Origin of the sequence: Streptomyces lucensis JCM 4490 (assembly GCF_014650035.1) — a bacterium.
GTDB classification, from domain to species: domain Bacteria; phylum Actinomycetota; class Actinomycetes; order Streptomycetales; family Streptomycetaceae; genus Streptomyces; species Streptomyces lucensis.
Genome location: NZ_BMUE01000006.1, coordinates 335,926 through 356,473 on the forward strand (window position 1 = coordinate 335,926; position 20,548 = coordinate 356,473).

Sequence of the window (20,548 nt, forward strand, 5' to 3'; positions counted from 1 at the left end):
GGGTCAGTTCCTGCGCAGGCGGAATGCCAGGAGCGCGAGCCCCAGCCCCAGGCCGATGAGGACCAGTCCGCTGCCCAGCGGAAGGATCTGCGGGACCGGCTCGGCGGCGCCGTCGCCCTCCTGGGCGGCGGGCCGGGCGGCGGACGGCAACGGAGGCGCGGTGGGATCGAGACCCGCCTCCTCGGGCGGCTGGGAGGCCCCCGGCGTCCCGCCCGGCACGTCCGCGGTCTCCGGTTCCTCGGGCCGGCCGGCGGCGGTGTCGGCGGCCTCGCCGGGCGCGGTGCCGTCGTCGCCCTCCACCGCGGCCGCGGGTCCGTCCGGCCGGCCCGGGCGCATCCGCCCCTCACCGGCCCGGCTCCCCGCCCGCGACGGCTCGGCGGCCCGGGCGGGGCGGGCGGAAGGGGAGACCGGTGAGGAGACCGAGGCGGAGGCGGACACGGAGCCGGAGCCGGAGGGAGCGGGCGCCGTGCCGGAGCCGGCGACGGAGGAGCTTTCGTGCGGCCGATCGGGGCCGGGCCGGTCCGCGTGCCCCTGGTCCGGACGCCCGCGGTCCGTGGGGCTCGGGGAAACCGGCCGGTCCGGGCGGCGCGCGGGGTCGCGAGCCGGCTCGTCCGGGTCGACGCGGTCCGGCAGGCCGGGGTGGGCCGCACGTCCCTGAGGCGCTGCGGCGCCCGGCCCGGCGGCGTACGCGAGCGCGGTGCCGTAGGCGGTGACGGCACCGCAGGCGGACAGGACGGCCGTGAGCGCGAGCAGCAGCCGTGCGCAGCGGAGCGTGAGTCTCAGCCATGGAGTCACGTCGGTGGCCTCCCGGAGCCCGGATGCCGTGATCGATGGAAAGCCGACGGAAGCAGACCTCGTCTTCAGCCGACGGAAGCAAGCCTCACATTCGATGGCGAACAGGGCATTCCGGGTTGCGCCGACGGGTCTAAACGGTGGATCACCCCCATGAGGGGGCAGCACGGTGGTGAGGTGTACGCGTGCGAGAGAATGGCGGCATGGAGATGCCGAGGAACGAACGGTCGCCGGAGAACCCCCAGATCCTCGTTGTGGGACAGGACGGGATGGCTCTCGGCGGCGGCGACGAGGACTCCCGTGAGATCCCGGTGACGGAACAGGTGGAACAGCCGGCCAAGGTCATGCGGATCGGCAGCATGATCAAGCAGCTCCTGGAGGAGGTGCGGGTGGCTCCCCTGGACGAGGCCAGCCGGGTGCGGCTCAAGGAGATCCACGCCAGCTCGGTGAAGGAGCTGGAGGACGGCCTGGCCCCCGAGCTGGTCGAGGAACTGGAGCGGCTGTCCCTGCCGTTCACCGACGACACGACCCCGAGCGACGCGGAGCTGCGCATCGCCCAGGCGCAGCTGGTGGGCTGGCTGGAGGGCCTGTTCCACGGGATCCAGACGACGCTGTTCGCCCAGCAGATGGCGGCGCGGGCCCAGCTGGAACAGATGCGCCGTGCGCTCCCGCCGGGCGTGACCGGCCACGAGGGCGACGACCCCCGGGCCGGCGGCCGCTCGGGCGGGCCGTATCTGTAACGCCGTACCCGCCTGTAACACGACGCCGTACCCCATCCACCCGTTCACCCGATCGAACCACGACACGCCAAAGGGCCCGGCGGACGACCGCCGGGCCCTTTCGTACGGGCATCCGGGTGACTACTGGGGCTCGCCCGTCGACACACTCAGCTCGATCTTGCCGAGGTTGTCGGGGTCGACGTCCGTGCCCTGGGAGGGGAACTGCTCGATGACGGTGTTCTCGCCCCACGTGTTCTCGTTCACCCGCTTGATCTTCCAGTCCCAGCCCGCGGCCTGGAGGCATTCCTTCACGGAGTCGATGTCCTGGTAGCGGAAGTCGGGCAGTTCGATCTTGTTCTCGTCGTCGTACGACTCGTCGGGATCGGTGCACTTCTCACTGTCGATCCGCCGGGAGGGGTCCGGACCGCGGTAGCCCGCCTTGTGGGTGGCGGACGCGGAGGCGCTCGAACCGCCGCTGCCCCCCTTGTGATCGCTGCCGTTGCGCAGCGTCACCGCGACGACCGAGCCGACGATCACCACGAGCGCCACCGCGACCGAGCCGATGACGACGGGCCTGGAGCCCTTGCGGCCGCCGGGCCGCGGGGCCTGCTGGGGAGAGATCGCGTACGGCGGAGGCGTCGCGGCGCCCTGCGGGCCGTAGCCCACCGGGGGCGTCTGGTAGCCGCCCTGCTGCGGGTAGCCGTACGACGGCGGCACCGGGGTCGGCGCGGGCGTGGGCGCGGGGGTCGGGGGGCCGTACGAGTTCGGCTGGTACGGCGTCTGCACCGGCCCGGTGGGCGCCGGGGCCGCCTGGCCGACCGGCGGGAACACCGCGGAGCCCACGCCCGACCCGCTCTGCCCCGGCCCGGCGCCGGGCACGATGTTCGGCGGGGCCGCCTGGACGGAGGCGGCGACGCGAAGGCACTCGTCCCGCATGGACTCGGCGCTCGGGAACCGCTCGTTCGGGTTCTTCCGCAGGGCGCGGGCGACCAGCGCGTCCACCGCGGGCGGCAGCGCGCGGTTGATCGAGGAGGGCGCCACCGGCTCCTCCTGCACGTGGGCGTACGCGATCGCCAGCGGGGAGTCGGCGTCGAACGGCAGCCGCCCGGTGACCAGCTGGAACAGCATGACGCCGACCGAGTACAGGTCGGAGCGGGCGTCCACGGCGCGGCCGAGGGCCTGCTCGGGCGAGAGGTACTGCGGGGTGCCGACGACCATGCCGGTCTGCGTCATCGAGGTGACGCCGGACTGCATGGCACGGGCGATGCCGAAGTCCATGACCTTCACGACGCCGCGCTTGGTCATCATGACGTTGCCCGGCTTGATGTCGCGGTGGACCAGCCCCATCTCGTGGCTGATCTCCAGCGCCGCCAGCACATCGGCGGTGATCTTCAGAGCCTTGTCGGCGGGCATCGCGCCGTACTGGCGGATGTCCTCCTCCAGGACCGAGCCCAGCGGCCGGCCCTCGACGTACTCCATCACGATGTAGGGAGTCGCCAGGCCCTGCAGCTCGTCCTCGCCGGTGTCGAAGACGGACACGATGTTGGTGTGCGTGAGCTTGGCCACGGACTGGGCCTCGCGGCGGAAGCGCTCGCGGAAGGCCTGCTCCCGGCCCAGCTCGGTGTGGAGCGTCTTGACGGCGACCTGGCGGTCGAGCACGGCGTCGTACGCCAGGTGCACCGACGCCATGCCGCCCTCACCGAGCAAGTCGCGCAGCTGGTACCGGCCGCCGGCCAGCGCCCGCCCCGCGTACCGGTCCTGTGCGCCGTCCTGGCTCATCTCTCCGCGTCCCCCACTGGCCGTCCGGCGCCGTCGCCCAGCGAACAGGCCTTGATCGAATGTGTCATTCCCGGCCAAGTCTGCCCCAGGGCACTGACACGTCAAGCTCGGTGCCCGATCCGTGACCGTACGCGAAAGAAGCGTCGCGCAAGCGTTACGCCGGGCGTCCGACAGGCACACACAATTTGCACGACAGCGCGTGCTACGGGTTTCATGGCCGATCCGTCTCGGGCCGGTCCCGGTTCCGGTTCCGGACCGGTGGCCCCCACGAAGGCTGTAGCGTGGCCGACGGAGACCGTAACAACACCGCGCGCACCGCGGGCAGAAACGACGGCGAGGACCGATGGCACAGACGCACAGCGCCCAGGGCCCGTCCGACCCCGAGGCGACTGGCGGCGGCATGTCAGACACGCCGGAGATGTGGGGCAACGGCGGGCTCGTCGGCGACGGTCGGTACCGGCTGACCCACCGGCTGGGCCGGGGCGGCATGGCCGAGGTGTTCGCGGCCGAGGACGTCCGTCTGGGCCGTACGGTCGCGGTCAAGCTGCTGCGCGCCGACCTGGCCGAGGACCCGGTCTCCAAGGCCCGCTTCACCCGCGAGGCCCAGTCGGTCGCCGGACTCAACCACCACGCGATCGTCGCCGTGTACGACTCCGGCGAGGACTACGTGGGCGGCCAGTCCGTGCCGTACATCGTGATGGAGCTGGTCGAGGGCCGCACCATCCGCGACCTGCTGATGAACGCCGAGGCGCCCGGCCCCGAGCAGGCGCTGATCATCGTCTCCGGGGTGCTGGAGGCGCTCGCCTACTCGCACCAGCACGGCATCGTGCACCGCGACATCAAGCCGGCCAACGTCATCATCACCGACAGCGGCGCCGTCAAGGTGATGGACTTCGGCATCGCCCGCGCGCTGCACGGCGCGTCGACGACGATGACGCAGACCGGCATGGTCATGGGCACCCCGCAGTACCTCTCCCCGGAGCAGGCTCTCGGCAAGGCCGTCGACCACCGCTCCGACCTGTACGCGACCGGCTGCCTGCTGTACGAACTCCTGGCCCTGCGGCCCCCCTTCACCGGCGAGACCCCGCTGTCGGTGGTCTACCAGCACGTCCAGGACATCCCGACCCCGCCCTCGGACGTCTCCGACGGCTGCCCGCCGGAGCTGGACGGCCTGGTCATGCGCTCGCTCGCCAAGGAGCCCGACGACCGGTTCCAGACGGCCGAGGAGATGCGCGGCCTGATCCAGTACGGCCTGCAGATGCTGTACGAGGCGGGTGGCCACACCGGCACCTGGAACACCGGCCCGGTGGAGACGCACGACGGCCGGCACACCCCGGCGGCCGGGTTCGCCGGGACGGCCGTGATGCAGCACCCCGGCGACTTCGGCGGTACCACGCAGATCCCGCAGCCGATCCTGCCGTCCGGCGGTTACGGCAGCGGTGACGACGGCGGCTTCGAGGGGCACGGCAACAAGGGCAGTGGGCGCGGCAAGCTGTGGATCCTCGCCGTCCTCGCGGTGATCGCGATCGCGGCGGGCGTCGCGATCGCGCTGCAGAACGCGGGCGGCGGCGGCAGCGGCAAGGGCACCGACACCAAGCCGACGAAGACCCACTCCAAGAGCACGAAGGACGACACGGACTCCCCGAGCCCGTCCGACGAGGACACCGGCCGGCCGTCGGACACCTCCACCGAGACCGGCTCGGACACCGGCTCCAACTCCGGCTGGCCGCCTTCGTACCCGCCGTCCTCCACACCGTCCAGGTCGGCCACCTCCGACCCGAGCGAGGAGCCGTCCAGCCCGCAGCCGTCGGCGCCGCAGTCCTCGGATCCCGGGAGCGGCGGCACCGACGAGGGCACCACGGACGGCACCACGGAGGGCACGACCGACGGCACCACCGACGGCACGACGGACGGCACGACGACGGACGGCACGACGACGGACGGCGCCACGGGCGACACCGCCGGTTGAAGGACACCTACACCGACGGTGACCGGGACGGGGTCGCTGTGACCGGGTGACGACCGGCCGGCGGTTCAGCGGCCGGAGATTCAGCGGTCGCGGTTCAGCGCACGAACGCGTCGCACACCGCCTCGTACTCGCGCGTCCACCACACCGCGAGCGCCGAGGCGGCCGGGAACTGGCAGTCCGCGCGCGTGTCGCCGCGCTCGTAGTGCCAGCGCAGCATCCAGAAGTCGTTCAGGCGCTCCCACCACACCCGGTGCACGGCCGCCCCCAGCTCCGCGGGGGCGGCGCCGGCCGCCCGCCGGTACGCGCGCGCGTACGCCCGCACCTTCGGCAGGTCCAGGGTGCCCGCGGGTCGCACGAAGAAGATCGCGGCGGCCCGTACGGCCTCCTCGGCGCGGGGCTGCACGCCGAGCCGGTCCCAGTCGACGATCGCCGCCGGGGCGTCGTCCTTGTACAGCAGGTTGTACGGGTGGAAGTCGCCGTGCACCCAGCCCACGGAACCCCCGGGCGGCGGGCGCCGGCCGCCGTGCTGCTCCAGCAGCGCGCGGCGTTCCAGGAGCCGGTGCCTGGCCAGCTCGTCGAAGGCGTCGGCGGGGCGGTGCCGGTGGACGTGGGCGAGCAGATCGTCGATGAGGGCGAAGGTGTCGGCGGGATCGGCGCTCTCCACGGGGTGGGGGCTCGTGGCCGGACGGGTGCGTCCCTTGGGCGGCATGACGCGCTCCAGGCAGGCGTGCACGGCGCCCAGCAGCGCCCCGAGGCGGGCACTCTCCCCACGGGTGAGCTGGCCGCCGTCGCGATGCCGGCCGTCGATCCACGGGTGCAGGGCGTAGGCGTGACCGCCCACCACGGCGACCGTGCGGCCTTCGCGGTGCGCGAGCGGCGGGGCGACCGGGACGCCGAGGTCGGCGAGGCGCTGGGTGGCCCGGTGCCGGCGTTCGATGGCGGCCGGGTCCGCGGTGTCGGGATCGAAGTGGTGCTTGAGGAAGTAGCGGCCGCGTGTGGTGCACACCCGGTAGCCGCGGTTGAGCAGACCCTGGTCGACCGGTTCGCACGTGAGGGCGGTACCGGCGGCGTACAGGCGCAGGAGGGCGCCCAGAGGGGGCGCGTGGGGCACTAAGGGTGGTACACAAGAGCGCGGCACGCGGCAGATGCTAGGGCACGAAAAGGTGCCGTGAGCTGCGCGTTGTCACAGACTGTCATCGCTGATCGCTTTTGGTCACCAGGTGGTCGGGTGCACGGCGCCCGGGTGATCCGCCGGGCGTGGTCGAGGGTGAATCCCCGGCGGAATCCCCGGCCGGCTCCCGGATGGCGCCGTCACCTCTTCCGGATGGCCGGAATGCGCGGGGGCGTGCCGATGTCATGACGCCGCCCGGCGGCGACCGGAAACAATCCGACTTTTACGCTTTCGCTCACGAGGCCAGTCTCACAAATGGCTCTTCCCGTGACCCGGGTGAGCGGGATAACGTGCGGGTGCTCCGGCCTGAGCAGGGCTGTGACCAGCACGCTTGCACGCCACCCCGATTTACTTGGAAATCCAAGCAAAATCGCAGGTCAGGTGGGGTTTCACAGAAATGTGGAGCACTGGGTAACGTAATGGTCGCAGGGCGCTCGCCGGGGCACCTGTCACGCCTGTTCCCGGCCGAGTGGCACCCACCCCGTGCCCGGTGGTCGAGACAGGTGAGCCGCACTGGCCTACCGGCAACCCCGGGGGCCGGAACGACGGAGGAGCACACGTGACCGTGGACAGCAGTGCCGCGCGCAAGCCGCGACGCAGCGCCGCAGGCAAAGCCGGCACCACCGGCAGCAAGACCGGCACCACCGGCGACACGACCGGAGCCACCGGCACCAAGCGCACCACCCGCACCGCCGCCAGGAAGGGCGCCGAGCCCGAGCTCGTGCAGCTCCTGACCCCGGAGGGCAAGCGGGTCAAGAACGCCGAGTTCGACGCCTACGTCGCCGGCATCACCCCGGAAGAGCTGCGCGGCCTGTACCGCGACATGGTGCTCACCCGCCGTTTCGACGCCGAGGCCACCGCCCTGCAGCGCCAGGGCGAGCTGGGCCTGTGGGCCTCCTTGCTCGGCCAGGAGGCCGCGCAGATCGGCTCCGGCCGGGCGACCCGCGAGGACGACTACGTCTTCCCGACCTACCGCGAGCACGGCGTCGCGTGGTGCCGCGGGGTCGACCCCACCAACCTGCTGGGCATGTTCCGGGGTGTGAACAACGGCGGCTGGGACCCGAACAGCAACAACTTCCACCTCTACACGATCGTCATCGGCTCCCAGACGCTGCACGCCACCGGCTACGCGATGGGCATCACCAAGGACGGCGCGGACTCGGCGGTCATCGCCTACTTCGGTGACGGCGCCTCCAGCCAGGGCGACGTGGCCGAGTCGTTCACCTTCTCCGCGGTCTACAACGCCCCCGTGGTGTTCTTCTGCCAGAACAACCAGTGGGCGATCTCCGAGCCCACCGAGAAGCAGAGCCGCGTCCCGCTCTACCAGCGTGCGCAGGGCTTCGGCTTCCCGGGCGTCCGGGTCGACGGCAACGACGTGCTCGCCTGCCTCGCGGTGACCAAGTGGGCGCTGGAGCGCGCCCGCGCGGGCGAGGGCCCGACCCTGGTCGAGGCGTTCACCTACCGCATGGGCGCCCACACCACCTCCGACGACCCCACCCGCTACCGCGGCGACGAGGAGCGCCAGGCGTGGGAGGCCAAGGACCCGATCCTGCGCCTCCGGCGCTACCTGGAAGCCTCGAACCACGCGGACGAGGGATTCTTCGCGGAACTCGAGACCGAGTCCGAGGCGTTGGGCAAACGAGTGCGCGAAGCGGTCCGCGCCATGCCCGACCCGGACCACTACGCCATCTTCGAGAACGTGTACGCGGACGGGCACGCGCTCGTCGACGAGGAGCGAGCGCAGTTCGCCGCCTACCAGGCGTCGTTCGCGGATGAAGGGGGTCGCTGAGATGGCCGAGAAGATGGCGATGGCCAAGGCCATCAACGAGTCGCTGCGCCACGCCCTGGACGCCGACCCCAAGGTTCTCGTCATGGGTGAGGACGTCGGCAAGCTCGGCGGTGTCTTCCGGGTGACGGACGGCCTGCAGAAGGACTTCGGCGAGAGCCGGGTCATCGACACCCCGCTGGCGGAGTCCGGCATCGTAGGCGCCGCGATCGGCCTGGCCCTGCGGGGCTACCGCCCGGTGGTGGAGATCCAGTTCGACGGCTTCGTCTTCCCGGCCTACGACCAGATCGTCACCCAGCTGGCCAAGATGCACGCCCGCTCGCTGGGCAAGGTGAAGATGCCCGTCGTCGTGCGCATCCCCTACGGCGGCGGCATCGGCGCGGTCGAGCACCACTCCGAGTCCCCCGAGGCGCTGTTCGCGCACGTGGCCGGCCTGAAGATCGTCTCGCCGTCCAACGCCTCCGACGCCTACTGGATGATGCAGCAGGCCATCCAGAGCGACGACCCGGTGATCTACTTCGAGCCCAAGCGCCGCTACTGGGACAAGGCCGAGGTCGACACCGAGGCCATCCCCGCCCCGCTGCACAAGGCCCAGGTCGTCCGCGAGGGCACCGACCTGACGCTGGCCGCGTACGGCCCGATGGTGAAGCTCTGCCAGGAGGTCGCCGCCGCGGCGGCCGAGGAGGGCAAGTCGCTGGAGGTCCTCGACCTGCGCTCGGTCAGCCCCCTCGACTTCGACGCCGTCCAGGCCTCGGTGGAGAAGACCCGCCGTCTGGTCGTGGTCCACGAGGCGCCGGTGTTCTTCGGCTCCGGCGGGGAGATCGCCGCACGGATCACCGAGCGCTGCTTCTACCACCTGGAGGCCCCGGTGCTCCGGGTCGGCGGCTACCACGCGCCGTACCCGCCGGCGCGTCTGGAGGAGGAGTACCTGCCCGACCTGGATCGCGTGCTCGACGCCGTCGACCGCTCGCTGGCGTACTGAGGAGAGGGTCGTGACGACGATGACGGAAGCGTCCGTGCGCGAGTTCAAGATGCCGGACGTCGGCGAGGGTCTCACCGAGGCCGAGATCCTCAAGTGGTACGTCCAGCCGGGCGACACGGTCACCGACGGCCAGGTGGTGTGCGAGGTCGAGACCGCCAAGGCGGCCGTCGAACTGCCCATCCCCTACGACGGCGTGGTCCGGGAACTGCGCTTCCCCGAGGGCACCACGGTGGACGTGGGCACGGCCATCATCACGGTGGACGTGGCGGGCGGCGCCCCGGCCGGGGCGCCCGCCGAGCAGCCGAAGGCGGAGCCGGTGGCTCCCGCCGAGCCCGCCGAGGAGCCGAAGCAGCAGGGCCGCCAGCCGGTCCTCGTCGGCTACGGCGTGGCCACCTCCTCCACCAAGCGCCGCCCCCGCAAGGGCCCCGAGGTCACCGTGCCGGCTCCGGCCCAGGCCGTCCAGGGGGAGCTGAACGGCCACGCCCCGGCCGCGGAGAAGCCCCGCCCGCTGGCCAAGCCGCCGGTGCGCAAGCTGGCCAAGGACCTCGGCGTGGACCTGGCCACGGTCAGCCCGTCCGGCCCGGACGGCATCATCACGCGCGAGGACGTCCACGCGGCGGCCGCCCCCGCGGCCGCCCCCGAGCCGGCCGCCGAGACCCCGTCCGCCGCCCGCCCGGCCCCCGCCCCGGCCGTCACCTACGACGGTGCGCGGGAGACGCGCGTCCCGGTCAAGGGCGTGCGCAAGGCGACGGCCGCGGCGATGGTCGGCTCGGCGTTCACGGCCCCGCACGTCACGGAGTTCGTGACGGTGGACGTGACCCGCACGATGAAGCTGGTCGAGGAGCTGAAGCAGGACAAGGAGATGCAGGGCAGGCGGGTCAACCCGCTCCTGCTCATCGCCAAGGCCCTGCTGGTCGCGATCAAGCGCAACCCGGAGGTCAACGCCTCCTGGGACGAGGCGGCGCAGGAGATCGTCCTCAAGCACTACGTCAACCTGGGCATCGCGGCGGCGACCCCCCGCGGCCTGATCGTGCCGAACATCAAGGACGCGCACGACAAGACGCTCCCCCAGCTCGCGGAGGCGCTGGGCGACCTGGTGTCGACGGCGCGGGAGGGCAGGACGTCCCCGTCCGCCATGCAGGGCGGCACGGTGACGATCACCAACGTCGGCGTCTTCGGCGTCGACACCGGCACGCCCATCCTCAACCCGGGCGAGTCCGCGATCCTGGCGGTCGGTGCGATCAAGCTCCAGCCGTGGGTGCACAAGGGCAAGGTGAAGCCGCGTCAGGTGACCACGCTGGCCCTCTCCTTCGACCACCGCCTGGTCGACGGCGAGCTGGGCTCGAAGGTCCTGGCGGACGTGGCGGCGATCCTGGAGGAGCCGAAGCGCCTGATCACGTGGGCGTGACGCCTCCGGCCGGATGACGCCGGAACCCGAAGGGCCCGCCGCTTCACGCGGCGGGCCCTTGCGGCTCTCGTGGCGTCAGCCGAGCTTGGCGAAGCCGTAGGTGAGGAGCTTCTTCGCGTCCGCCTCGCGCTGCGCGATGGAGGAGGAGGCGAGGACGGTGCCGATGACCGTCTTGCCGTTGCGGGTCGCGGCGAAGACCAGGCAGTACTTGGCCTCCGGACCGGAGCCCGTCTTCACGCCGATGGTGCCGCTGTAGCTGCTGAGCAGACCGTTGGTGTTGTCCCACGTCTTCATCGTGCGGGTGCTGCCGGTCTTGGTGATCGTCTTGGCGGTGTAGTGCTTCGTCTTGACGATCGTGCGGAACGTGGAGCTCTTCATCGCGCTGCTGGCGATCTTCGTCAGGTCGCGCGGCGTCGAGTAGTTGGAGCCGTTGCCGATGCCGTCGAAGGAGTCGAAGTGCGTGTCCTCCAGGCCCAGGTTCTTGGCGGCGGTGTTCATCTTGCCGATGAAGGACTTCACGCGCGCGGACATGGTGGAGCCGGTGCCGTACTTGTCGGCCAGCGCGTAGGCGGCGTCGCAGCCGGAGGGGAGCATCAGGCCGTACAGCAGCTGGCGGACGGTGACCTTGTCGCCGACGATCAGGTGCGCCTGGGAGGCGTTGTTCCTGACGACGTAGTCGCTGTACTCCTTCTTGATCGTGACCTTAGAGTCGAGGTTCAGGTTCGACTGCGCGAGCACGACCTTGGCCGTCATGATCTTGGTGGTGGAGCCGGTGGACCGCCGCGTGGCCCCGGCCTTGGTGTACAGCGTCGAGCCGTTGGCGTTGTTCATCACGTAGCCGCCCTTGGCCACGATGGAGGGCGTCGTGACGGCCTGCGCGGGCGCCGCGGTGAGGGCACCGGTGGCGAGCAGCGCGCCGGAGGTGACGGCGACGGCGGCAGCTCTGCGGATGCGGGTGCCCTTAATGCCGGTAATCAAAGTGAGATACCCCGATTGTCTTGAATGCCCCTGGTGTGCGGCCGAGTTGAGGGTGAAAGCAAATGGGGCCGCACGTGTGTGACACGTAAGTAGCACAGAAGGTTGTGCGGTTGCCGTGCGGGGTTCTCGCCGGGTCCGCATCGTGGACGTGGTTCCGCATGCGTGCGTGTTGTATCTATCCTGTCGGCATGAGTACGGCCGTACAGCAGACCACCCACCAGCCCCTCAAGCGGCCCCCGGCCGCGGACCGTGTCTACGCCCACGTCAAGCAGGGCGTCCTCGACCGCCGCTACGAGGGCGGGGCGCTGCTCACCGAGGGTGAGCTGGCCGAGGCCGTCGGTGTCTCGCGCACCCCCGTGCGGGAGGCGCTGCTGCGGCTGGAGGCCGAGGGGCTGATCCGGCTCTATCCGAAGAAGGGCGCCCTGGTGCTGCCCGTCTCCGCCCAGGAGATCGCCGACGTGGTGGAGACCCGGCTGCTGGTCGAGGAGCACGCCGCCCGCAAGGCCGTGCCCGCCCCGCCGGCCCTGCTGGAACGGCTCACGGAACTGCTGGAGCGGCAGAAGGCCCAGGCCGCCGCCGGCGACCTGGCCGCGGCCGCGGTCACCGACCGCTGCTTCCACGCCGAGATCGTGCGCAGCGGCGGCAACGAGATCCTCTCCCGGCTGTACGACCAGCTGCGCGACCGCCAGCTGCGCATGGGCGTCGCCGTCATGCACTCGCACCCCGACCGGATCGCCAAGACGCTCGCCGAGCACGAGGAGATCCTCCAGGCGCTGCGGGCCGGGGACGCCGAGGCCGCCGTCGGGGTCGTGCACCGGCACGTGAGCTGGTTCTCGCACCTCGCGCGGGGTGAGGTCAGGTGAACGACGCCACCCTGCCGGGTGACCCCCCGGGCGGACGCCGAGCGGTCGCCGTCTGGTCCATAGGCGTTGCCGTCTACTTCGTCGCCGTCATCTTCCGCACCTCGCTGGGCGTGGCGGGGCTCGACGCGGCCGACCGCTTCCACGTCAACGCCTCCGCGCTGTCCACCTTCTCGATCCTCCAGCTGCTGGTCTACGCGGGCATGCAGATACCCGTCGGCCTGCTGGTCGACCGGCTCGGCACCAAGAAGGTGCTGAGCATCGGCGCCGTGCTGTTCACCGCCGGGCAGCTCGGCTTCGCCTTCTCCCCCACGTACGGCACCGCGCTCGCCTCCCGCGCCCTGCTGGGCTGCGGTGACGCGATGACCTTCATCAGCGTGCTGCGCCTCGGCACCCGCTGGTTCCCCGCGCGGCGCGGTCCCCTGGTCGCGCAGCTCGCGGGCCTGGTCGGCATGGCCGGCAACCTGGTCTCCACCCTGGTCATCGCCCGGCTGCTGCACGGGATCGGCTGGACCCAGGCCTTCGCGGGCAGCGCGCTCGCCGGCGTCGTCGTCCTGGCCCTTACCCTGCTCTTCCTCAAGGACCACCCCGAGGGCTACCAGCCCGAGCCGTCCCCGCACCAGGGCGCGGCCTACGTCCGCCGGCAGATCACCGCCGCCTGGCGGGAGCCGGGCACCCGCCTCGGTCTGTGGGTGCACTTCACCACCCAGTTCCCGGCGATGGTGTTCCTGCTGCTGTGGGGCCTGCCGTTCCTCGTCCAGGCGCAGGGGCTCAGCCCGGCCACGGCCGGTGAGCTGCTCACCCTGGTCGTGCTGTCCAACATGGTGATCGGCCTCGTCTACGGCCAGATCGTCGCCCGGCACCATGCGGCACGGCTGCCGCTGGCGCTCGGCACGGTGGCGGCCACCGCGCTGATGTGGGCCGCGACGCTGGCCTGCCCCGGCGCCCACGCGCCCATGTGGCTGCTGGTGGTGCTGTGCGCGGTGCTCGGCGCGTGCGGCCCGGCCTCGATGCTCGGCTTCGACTTCGCCCGCCCGGCCAACCCGCCCGAGCGACAGGGCACCGCCTCCGGGATCACCAACATGGGTGGTTTCATCGCCTCCATGACGACCCTGTTGGCCATCGGGGTGCTGCTGGACGCCACCGGTGACGACTACACCGTGGCCTTCTCCGTGGTCTTCGTCCTGCAGGCGCTCGGCGTCAGCCAGATCCTCCGGCTGCGCGAGCGGGCGGCCCGGCGCGAGCGGGAGCGGCTGGTGGCGAGCCGCGTGGAAACGGTGCACGTCCCGGCGGTCTGAGCCCCCTCCGCCACCCCGGCCGCCCTGGCATCCGGCCGCCCTGGCATCCGGCCGTCCTGGCGTCCGGGCATTCGGCCGCCTTGGCATTCGGCCGTCCCGGCAACAGGCCGCCCCGGCACCCGGCAGTCCGGGTCGCGCGGCGGCCGCCGGCGGGCCCCACGGCGTCGCAGTGCCGTCGGGGTGGCGGGACGCGCAGGCGCCGGCGCGCCCCACGGCGTCACGTGTCGTCGGCGTGATGGGACGCGCAGGCGCCGGCGCGGTCAGCCCGTCACCGGGACGAGGGTGAGGTAGGCGAGCCCCAGTACGCCCCGGTAGCTCATCCACTGGCCCCGGTGCCGGTCCAGGCGCTCCCGGGTCTCGGCGGCCAGCGGATGCCCCGGGTTCCCGGCGAGCCAGACCTCCGCGTCCGCCTGGTACGCCGACTCGAACTCCTCCCACTCCTCCGGGCTCGCCGTCTCCGTCCACTCCGGCCGGAAGCCGGCCTCGACGGCCAGGTCGAGCAGGGCCGCGAGGCTGTCGTGATCGTCCGCGCCCGCACCCGGCCACATGCCGGACAGCTCGGCCTCGGTGGGCGGGCGCTCCCAGAACCCCTCACCGAGCAGTACCCGCCCGCCCTCGCTCACCATCCGCCGCAGCTCGCGCAAGGCCTCGGCGGTGGGCCGCTCGGCCGTGCTCAGCGCCTGGCTCGCGCCGAGACACAGCACCACGTCGGCGGGGCCGCGGCGGGTCGCCAGGGCGGGCTCCTCGACGAACTCCACCCGGTCCGCGAGCCCGCGCGCCTCGGCGCCGCGCCGTGCCCTGGCCAGGTCTTCGCCGTTGACGTCTATGCCGGTGCCCTTGGCGTCCGGTGCGGCGTCCAGGATCCGGAGCAGCAGCTCGCCCCAGCCGCAGCCGATGTCCAGCACGGTGCGGGGACGGGTCACGGCGAGCCGCTGGACCATCCTGGCGGCGCGGGGCTCGGAGAGGGGGCCGTGGAAGGTGAGACGGCTGAGGCGTGGCGGGGTGTCGGTCATCCGGCGACGCTAGGCGGCGCCCGCGCCCACGCACCACCCATTTCCCCCGGCCTCGCCCGCGCCCGCGACCGCGCGACCGCGGGAACGGGCACGGGCAAGCTCCCGGCCGTCCGCTCGGCCCCGCCCCTTACGGACTTACGGCGTCACGCAGAAGTGGCGCAGGATCGCCGAGGCCAGGTCCTGGTCGCCCTCCGTCTTCACACGGTCCGCGACCGACTCCGGCGTGACGCGACCGCAGGCGAGACGGACGTAGGTCTCCCAGTCGAGGGTGAGGGCGGCGGCGGGACCGAGGGCCGGAGCGGTCTCCAGGGTGCCGCGGCCCTGGATGTCGACGCGGACGGTGCGCAGGAACTCGACCGGTCCGTGCACGTCGAACACGACCGCCGAACTGCGCGGCGCCCCGGCGTTCTTGGCGACGACACGGGGCAGCGCCTCCAGCAGCACGTCCCGCACGACGTAGGCGCCCGGCGAGTCGAGGTTGCCGGGGCGGCCGAGGGCCGTACGCAGGTCCTGTTCGTGCACCCACACGTCGAACGCCCGCATGCGGTAGGCCTTTTCCAGGGTGATCTCCGTGCCCAGCGGGCCGCGCATCGTGGCGCCGGGGTCGCGGGACTCGTTGCGCAGCTGGCGGTTGCGGCGGATGACCGTGTACTCCAGCTCGGCCGTCATCTCCGGCGCCGTGTGGTGGCGGCGGACGTCGACCTGCATCTCCATGTAGCGCTGGTGCTCGGTGGTGACGTGGAAGAGGTCACGGGGCAGCGCGTGGATCGGGCGCGGGTCGCCGAGCATCTCGCAGTCCATGCCGATCACGTGGGACACGATGTCCCGGACGGACCAGCCGGGACACGGGGTCCGCCGGTTCCACTCACCGTCGACGAGCGACTGCACCATCTCGGATATCGCGTCGACGGAGTGCGTCCAGGCGTCGGCGTAGGGCTGGAGAGTGGGATGCAGACTCACGGAAACGGGACCCCTCGGCGGTCGGTACACGGGCAGGTTGTGGCGGCGTTGCCAGCGGGCGGTGGCTGCACTCGGCGGGTGTCTTGAAACGCTAAGTTACGCTGCTGTGAGGCACCCCGGCAGTGCTTTCGTGTGACGATCGTAGGCCTGTTGGACGACTCGATGGCCAGGACGGTGGTAGTGTGCGCGCCTCGTTGATCCAGATCGCCGTGACGGAGGGCGAGTCCGTCGAGTCCCGACGGCAGCGCGCGGCCGCGCTGGTGCGGGAACAGGCCGGCGCCGACCTCGTGGTGCTGCCCGAACTGTGGACCACCGGGGCCTTCGCCTACGAGGAGTTCGGACGCCAGGCCGAGCCGCTCGAGGGACCGACGTACGGGGCGATGGCCAAGGCGGCGAGCGACGCGGGCGTGTGGCTGCACGCCGGCTCCATCCCCGAACGCGACCCCGACGGTCCCCTCTACAACACCTCTCTCGTCTTCTCCCCTTCCGGTGAGCCGGCCGCTGCCTACCGCAAGATCCACCGCTTCGGCTTCGACAAGGGCGAGGCCGTGCTGATGGGCGCGGGCCGGGACCTGGTGACGGTCCGGCTGCCCGGGACCACGATCGGCGTGGCCACCTGCTACGACCTCCGGTTCCCCGAACTGTTCCGCGGACTGGTCGACGCCGGCGCCGAGACGCTGGTGATCCCGGCGGGCTGGCCCGAGCGGCGACGCGCGCACTGGACGCTGCTGGCCAAGGCGCGGGCGGTGGAGAACCAGGCGTTCGTGCTCGCCTGTGGAACGGCCGGAACGCACGCGGGGGTTCCCCAGGCGGGTCACTCGATCGTGGTCGATCCGTGGGGCGAGGTGCTCGCCGAGGCGGGGCCGGGCGAGGAGGTTCTCACGGTCGAGTTCGACCCGGCGAAGGTGGCGGCCACCCGCGAGCAGTTCCCGGCCCTGAAGGACCGCGTCCTCGGCCTGGACCCGCCCCGCCGCCTCGGCTAGTAGTGCGACGTAACGAAGCACTACTAGGCCGTCCGAAAGGCCTCAGTCCTCCAGCCCCTCCTTCTCCGCGAGGTGGATCACGCACACCGCCACCGCGATCAGCAGTGCCGGGTCGGCGTCCTCCCGTACGACGTCGACGCCGTAGGTGTCCCGGACGTGCAGCCGGCGCCGGGAGATCACCGCGAGGAGTTCGCCGTCGTACTCGACCGCGAACTCGCGGTCCAGGATCCTGCCGCTGACGTCCAGCTCCGTGCCCTCCGCGAGGGACACCCGGTAGTGGTTGCGCAGCAGGGACAGCCGTTTGCGCCTGATCCTGGCCAGGGGTTCGCCGTCCCGTTCGATCACCATGGTGTCGCGCAGGGCGAGCATCTTCTGGTGGATGTCGATCAGGACCCGCCCCTGGGCGTCCTTCAGCTCGAAGGTGTCCCGCAGCCGCATCGCCTTGCCGTCGACGAGGAACACCTTGCGGCCCTGCTCGTCCTCGATCCACCAGTCGTCACCGATGCCGAGGATCCGGTCGCGCACGAGGAATCTCATGCGGTAACGGTTCCCCGACACTCGGTGATCATCACGGGGCCGGACGGAGGCGCGGACGCGCCCGTCTCCCGCCCCCCCCTTTCCGACCGGCCACCAAAATCCACCGGGACACCAGGTGTGCGGAAGGTGAACTTCCGTCTCACGTCCGGAAGTTGCCCAACCACCGGCCCGGCTTCCGAGTCGAACGCCACGAAAGCCGAGCCGGCGTCAAGACGACGACGAACCCCTTCCGCCCACTCGTGCCTCCCGGAGGTCCGCCATGTCCACTCGCTCCCGCCACCACCACCCCCTGCGCGCGTTCGCCCTGTCCGTCGGCACGGCCGCCGTCCTGGCCGCACCCCTCGCCCTGTCCGGCACCGCCTCGGCGGCCCCCTCGGCGACGGCCCCGGCGGCCACCGCGGAGGTCAACCAGTACGGCTGGCAGCTCGCCTACCGGGCCGCCCCCGGACAGACCAACAAGGCGGCGGTCACCGCCTCGCGCGCCGGAGGCGGACCGGGCATCACCTACGTGATCGACGACGTCGTCAGGATCAGCGCGGGCCGCGGCTGTTCCTACCCGGACGGCGCCGACCGCACCAAGGTCTCCTGCACGGTCGACGGCGAGGACAGCCAGGACCCGTACGCGGCCCTGACGATGGACCTCGGCGACCGCGACGACACCGTCTCCTACGCCAACGACACCGGCCAGGTGTACTGCTTCGCCCGGATGACCCTGGGCCCCGGCGACGACAGGCTCACCGACACCGGCCGCCTCGACGGCAGCTCCGTCTCGGGCGACGCGGGCGACGACACCCTCACCGTCGGGGAGCTGGGCCTGGCCTTCGGCGGCGACGGCGACGACACCGTCAACGCCAACGGAGACCTGGTCATCGCCAAGGGCGGCAGGGGCGACGACGTGCTGCGCGGCGGCGCCTCGGGCCAGGACCTGTCCGGCGACGACGGCAACGACACGGTCTACGGCGGCTCCGGCGCCGACACCCTGTACGGCGGCAGGGGCAACGACAAGCTGTACGGCAACAGCGGCAACGACCGGCTCTACGGCGGCCCGGGGCGCGACACCCTCTCCGGCGGCCCCGGCCACGACGTGGTCCACCAGAACTGACACCCCCGGCCGGCCTCCGGCGAGCCCGCCGCGGACAGGTTGTCCACAGGTGCCGATCCCGCCGTCGCCGCCGGATGGCACCCTTGGATCCATGACCGACTCCACATCCCGACGCGCCCGCGTCCGCGCCCCCGAGCTGATCGGCAAGGGTGGTTGGCTGAACACGGGAGGCAGCCAGTACACCCTGGCCGACCTGCGCGGACGCATCGTCGTGTTGGATTTTTGGACCTTCTGCTGCATCAACTGCCTGCACGTCCTGGACGAGTTGCGGGAGCTGGAGGAGCGGCACCGGGACACGGTCGTGGTGATCGGGGTGCACTCGCCGAAGTTCGTGCACGAGGCCGAGCACCGGGCGGTCGTGGACGCGGTCGAGCGCTACGGCGTGGAGCACCCGGTGCTGGACGATCCCGAGCTGGCCACCTGGAAGCAGTACGCGGTGCGGGCCTGGCCGACTCTGGTCGTGATCGACCCCGAGGGGTACGTGGTCGCCCAGCACGCGGGCGAGGGGCACGCGCACGCCATCGGGCGGCTGGTGGCGGAGCTGGAGGCCGAGCACGGGGCGAAGGGCACCCTGCGCCGGGGCGACGGGCCGTACGTGCCGCCGGAGCCCGAGCCGACCACGCTCCGCTTCCCGGGCAAGGCGCTGCTGCTGCCGAGCGGGAACTTCCTGGTCAGCGACACCACCCGGCACCAGCTGGTGGAGCTGGAGGGCGACGGTGAGACCGTCGCGCGGCGGATCGGCCAGGGCGGCCGGGGGCTGACCGACGGTCCCGCGGACCGTGCGCGCTTCCAGGAGCCGCAGGGGCTCGCGCTGCTGCCGGACGGCACGGTCGTCGTCGCGGACACGGTGAACCACGCGCTGCGGAGCTTCGACCCGGAGACGGGACGGACCACGACCCTGGCCGGCACCGGGCACCAGTGGATGCGGGGCGAGGCCACGTCCGGCCCGGGCCGCGAGGTGAAACTGTCCTCGCCCTGGGACGTCGCCTGGTGGGACGGCAAGGTGTGGGTCGCCATGGCGGGGGTGCACCAGCTGTGGGCCTACGACCCGGCGGACGGCAGCGTCCGCGTCGCCGCGGGGACCACCAACGAGGGGCTGGTGGACGGGCCTTGCGCGCAGGCCTGGTTCGCGCAGCCCTCCGGTCTCGCCGCCACCGCCGACCGGCTGTGGCTCGCGGACTCCGAGACCTCCGCCCTGCGCTGGGTCGGCCGCGACGGACACGTGCACACCGCCGTCGGCACCGGCCTGTTCGACTTCGGGCACCGCGACGGTGCCGCGGCGCACGCCCTGCTGCAGCACCCGCTGGGCGTCACGGCGCTGCCGGACGGCTCGGTCGCCGTCGCGGACACCTACAACCACGCCCTGCGCCGCTACGACCCGGCGACCGGCGAGGTGACCACGCTCGCCACCGACCTGCGCGAGCCCAGCGACGCCGTCCTCGTCGGCGAGGACATCGTGGTGGTCGAGTCGGCCCGGCACCGGCTCACCCGGCTGCGGCTGCCCGAGGAGGCGGTCCGGGTGGAGTCGGTCGCCCACCGGACCCAACGTGCCGCGACGGAGGTGGCCCCCGGCCGGCTCCGCCTGGACGTGATCTTCCAGGCCCCGGCGGGCCAGAAACTGGACACCCGCTACGGTCCCTCGACCAGGCTGCTGGTCTCCTCGACCCCGCCCGAGCTGTTGCTCGAGGGCGAGGGAGCGGACACGGACCTGGCCCGGGAGCTGGAGCTGAACCCGGCCGTCACCGAGGGTGTCCTGCACGTCTCGGCGATGGCCGCGAGCTGCGACGACGATCCGGCGAACGAGTACCCCGCCTGCCATGTCCACCAGCAGGACTGGGGTGTCCCGGTCCGTCTGGCCGAGGGCGCGGCCGACCGGCTGCCGCTCGTCCTGGCGGGGATGGACGAGCAGTAGGCGGGCGGCACGTCAGACGCCGTAGCCGTCGCTGTAGCCGTCGACGCGGTGGGTGTGGTGGTGGGGTTCCTCCTCCACCACCGGCGTGGTCGGCGGGACCACGACGCGGCGGCGGCGGGCGATGCCGCTGAACGTGGCGACGCCGATCAGGCCGACGGCCATCAGGATCAGGCCGACGACCGTGAGGTTGACGCCCTGCATGTGCCAGTCGGTCGCGAACGTGAGGATCGCACCTATGGCGATCAGGATGATGCATCCGCCGAGACCCATGAGACCTCGCCTCCCCTTCGGGTACCGGA

18 protein-coding genes are annotated in these 20,548 nt (G+C 72.1%); 10 read left to right on the plus strand and 8 right to left on the minus strand.

Features of this window, described 5'->3' with window-relative positions; all coding sequences use genetic code 11:
• Nucleotides 1-3: 3 nt before the first annotated feature.
• A complete protein-coding gene (locus IE177_RS16740; RefSeq protein ID WP_190016132.1) occupies nucleotides 4-795 on the minus strand; it encodes a hypothetical protein in 792 nt (263 codons plus the stop codon).
• Nucleotides 796-995: 200 nt separating this feature from the next.
• Here IE177_RS16740 and IE177_RS16745 point away from each other — a divergent pair, with 200 nt between their 5' ends.
• Nucleotides 996-1,532 (plus strand): bacterial proteasome activator family protein, encoded by a 537-nt coding sequence (locus IE177_RS16745; protein ID WP_190016133.1) that lies wholly within the window; start codon nucleotides 996-998, stop codon nucleotides 1,530-1,532.
• 120 nt (nucleotides 1,533-1,652) lie between these two features.
• On the opposite strand, the gene IE177_RS16750 is transcribed toward IE177_RS16745, so the two are convergent.
• Nucleotides 1,653-3,290, minus strand: a complete 1,638-nt coding sequence (locus tag IE177_RS16750; protein WP_190016134.1) for a protein kinase domain-containing protein — start codon at nucleotides 3,288-3,290, stop codon at nucleotides 1,653-1,655.
• Nucleotides 3,291-3,633: 343 nt separating this feature from the next.
• Between IE177_RS16750 and IE177_RS16755 the strand changes: the two genes are divergently transcribed.
• Nucleotides 3,634-5,259: a protein kinase domain-containing protein gene (locus IE177_RS16755; protein WP_190016135.1), complete on the plus strand. Its 1,626-nt coding sequence runs from the start codon at nucleotides 3,634-3,636 to the stop codon at nucleotides 5,257-5,259.
• Between the two features lie 94 nt (nucleotides 5,260-5,353).
• Here the strand turns inward: IE177_RS16755 and IE177_RS16760 are convergent, their stop codons facing one another.
• The gene (locus IE177_RS16760) at nucleotides 5,354-6,370 is read right to left on the minus strand and encodes a phosphotransferase (protein ID WP_190016136.1); all 1,017 of its coding nucleotides are present in this window, start codon (nucleotides 6,368-6,370) and stop codon (nucleotides 5,354-5,356) included.
• A gap of 619 nt (nucleotides 6,371-6,989) precedes the next feature.
• Here IE177_RS16760 and pdhA point away from each other — a divergent pair.
• Genes pdhA through IE177_RS16775 form a run of 3 tightly spaced genes read left to right on the plus strand, consistent with a single transcriptional unit; the run spans nucleotide 6,990 to nucleotide 10,606 of the window.
• Nucleotides 6,990-8,219: a pyruvate dehydrogenase (acetyl-transferring) E1 component subunit alpha gene (pdhA, locus tag IE177_RS16765; protein ID WP_190016137.1), complete on the plus strand. Its 1,230-nt coding sequence runs from the start codon at nucleotides 6,990-6,992 to the stop codon at nucleotides 8,217-8,219.
• A 1-nt stretch (nucleotide 8,220) separates the two neighbouring features.
• A complete protein-coding gene (locus IE177_RS16770; protein ID WP_190016138.1) occupies nucleotides 8,221-9,198 on the plus strand; it encodes an alpha-ketoacid dehydrogenase subunit beta in 978 nt (325 codons plus the stop codon).
• A gap of 10 nt (nucleotides 9,199-9,208) precedes the next feature.
• Entirely contained in the window at nucleotides 9,209-10,606 is a 1,398-nt protein-coding gene (locus tag IE177_RS16775; protein ID WP_190016139.1) for a dihydrolipoamide acetyltransferase family protein, read from the plus strand.
• Nucleotides 10,607-10,681: 75 nt separating this feature from the next.
• Here the strand turns inward: IE177_RS16775 and IE177_RS16780 are convergent, their stop codons facing one another.
• A complete protein-coding gene (locus IE177_RS16780; RefSeq protein WP_190016140.1) occupies nucleotides 10,682-11,584 on the minus strand; it encodes a D-alanyl-D-alanine carboxypeptidase family protein in 903 nt (300 codons plus the stop codon).
• Between the two features lie 188 nt (nucleotides 11,585-11,772).
• On the opposite strand from IE177_RS16780, the gene IE177_RS16785 reads away from it, so the two are divergent.
• Nucleotides 11,773-12,447, plus strand: a complete 675-nt coding sequence (locus IE177_RS16785) for a GntR family transcriptional regulator (RefSeq protein ID WP_190016141.1) — start codon at nucleotides 11,773-11,775, stop codon at nucleotides 12,445-12,447.
• Nucleotides 12,444-13,742, plus strand: a complete 1,299-nt coding sequence (locus IE177_RS16790; RefSeq protein WP_190016142.1) for an MFS transporter — start codon at nucleotides 12,444-12,446, stop codon at nucleotides 13,740-13,742. Before IE177_RS16785 ends, IE177_RS16790 begins: the two co-directional genes overlap by 4 nt.
• Nucleotides 13,743-14,002: 260 nt before the next feature.
• On the opposite strand, the gene IE177_RS16795 is transcribed toward IE177_RS16790, so the two are convergent.
• Both IE177_RS16795 and IE177_RS16800 read right to left on the minus strand, forming a co-directional pair.
• A complete protein-coding gene (locus tag IE177_RS16795) occupies nucleotides 14,003-14,755 on the minus strand; it encodes an SAM-dependent methyltransferase (RefSeq protein ID WP_190016143.1) in 753 nt (250 codons plus the stop codon).
• A gap of 135 nt (nucleotides 14,756-14,890) precedes the next feature.
• On the minus strand, nucleotides 14,891-15,715 hold the full coding sequence (locus tag IE177_RS16800; RefSeq protein ID WP_190016144.1) for a maleylpyruvate isomerase family mycothiol-dependent enzyme: 825 nt from the start codon (nucleotides 15,713-15,715) through the stop codon (nucleotides 14,891-14,893).
• 182 nt (nucleotides 15,716-15,897) lie between these two features.
• On the opposite strand from IE177_RS16800, the gene IE177_RS16805 reads away from it, so the two are divergent.
• A complete protein-coding gene (locus IE177_RS16805; protein WP_190016145.1) occupies nucleotides 15,898-16,698 on the plus strand; it encodes a carbon-nitrogen family hydrolase in 801 nt (266 codons plus the stop codon).
• Nucleotides 16,699-16,740: 42 nt separating this feature from the next.
• Here IE177_RS16805 and IE177_RS16810 read toward each other — a convergent pair whose 3' ends face one another.
• Nucleotides 16,741-17,235: an LURP-one-related/scramblase family protein gene (locus tag IE177_RS16810; RefSeq protein WP_190016146.1), complete on the minus strand. Its 495-nt coding sequence runs from the start codon at nucleotides 17,233-17,235 to the stop codon at nucleotides 16,741-16,743.
• A 259-nt stretch (nucleotides 17,236-17,494) separates the two neighbouring features.
• Here IE177_RS16810 and IE177_RS16815 point away from each other — a divergent pair, with 259 nt between their 5' ends.
• Nucleotides 17,495-18,337 (plus strand): calcium-binding protein, encoded by an 843-nt coding sequence (locus tag IE177_RS16815; protein WP_190016147.1) that lies wholly within the window; start codon nucleotides 17,495-17,497, stop codon nucleotides 18,335-18,337.
• Nucleotides 18,338-18,428: 91 nt separating this feature from the next.
• Nucleotides 18,429-20,249 carry an NHL domain-containing thioredoxin family protein gene (locus IE177_RS16820; RefSeq protein WP_190016148.1) on the plus strand — a complete coding sequence of 607 codons (1,821 nt, stop codon included), beginning with the start codon at nucleotides 18,429-18,431 and terminating at the stop codon, nucleotides 20,247-20,249.
• A 12-nt stretch (nucleotides 20,250-20,261) separates the two neighbouring features.
• Here the strand turns inward: IE177_RS16820 and IE177_RS16825 are convergent, their stop codons facing one another.
• Complete coding sequence (locus tag IE177_RS16825; RefSeq protein ID WP_190016149.1) at nucleotides 20,262-20,519, minus strand: DUF6458 family protein; 258 nt, start codon at nucleotides 20,517-20,519, stop codon at nucleotides 20,262-20,264.
• Between the last annotated feature and the right edge of the window lie 29 nt (nucleotides 20,520-20,548).

Excerpts from the sequence above, each read along its gene's own strand:
- IE177_RS16785 (WP_190016141.1), top strand. The coding sequence starts at position 11,773 with ATGAGTACGGCCGTACAGCAGACCACCCACCAGCCCCTCAAGCGGCCC.
- IE177_RS16820 (WP_190016148.1), top strand. The coding sequence starts at position 18,429 with ATGACCGACTCCACATCCCGACGCGCCCGCGTCCGCGCCCCCGAGCTG.
- IE177_RS16795 (WP_190016143.1), bottom strand. The coding sequence starts at position 14,755 with ATGACCGACACCCCGCCACGCCTCAGCCGTCTCACCTTCCACGGCCCC.
- IE177_RS16745 (WP_190016133.1), top strand. The coding sequence starts at position 996 with ATGGAGATGCCGAGGAACGAACGGTCGCCGGAGAACCCCCAGATCCTC.
- IE177_RS16770 (WP_190016138.1), top strand. The coding sequence starts at position 8,221 with ATGGCCGAGAAGATGGCGATGGCCAAGGCCATCAACGAGTCGCTGCGC.
- IE177_RS16825 (WP_190016149.1), bottom strand. The coding sequence starts at position 20,519 with ATGGGTCTCGGCGGATGCATCATCCTGATCGCCATAGGTGCGATCCTC.
- IE177_RS16750 (WP_190016134.1), bottom strand. The coding sequence starts at position 3,290 with ATGAGCCAGGACGGCGCACAGGACCGGTACGCGGGGCGGGCGCTGGCC.
- IE177_RS16755 (WP_190016135.1), top strand. The coding sequence starts at position 3,634 with ATGGCACAGACGCACAGCGCCCAGGGCCCGTCCGACCCCGAGGCGACT.
- IE177_RS16815 (WP_190016147.1), top strand. The coding sequence starts at position 17,495 with ATGTCCACTCGCTCCCGCCACCACCACCCCCTGCGCGCGTTCGCCCTG.
- IE177_RS16810 (WP_190016146.1), bottom strand. The coding sequence starts at position 17,235 with ATGAGATTCCTCGTGCGCGACCGGATCCTCGGCATCGGTGACGACTGG.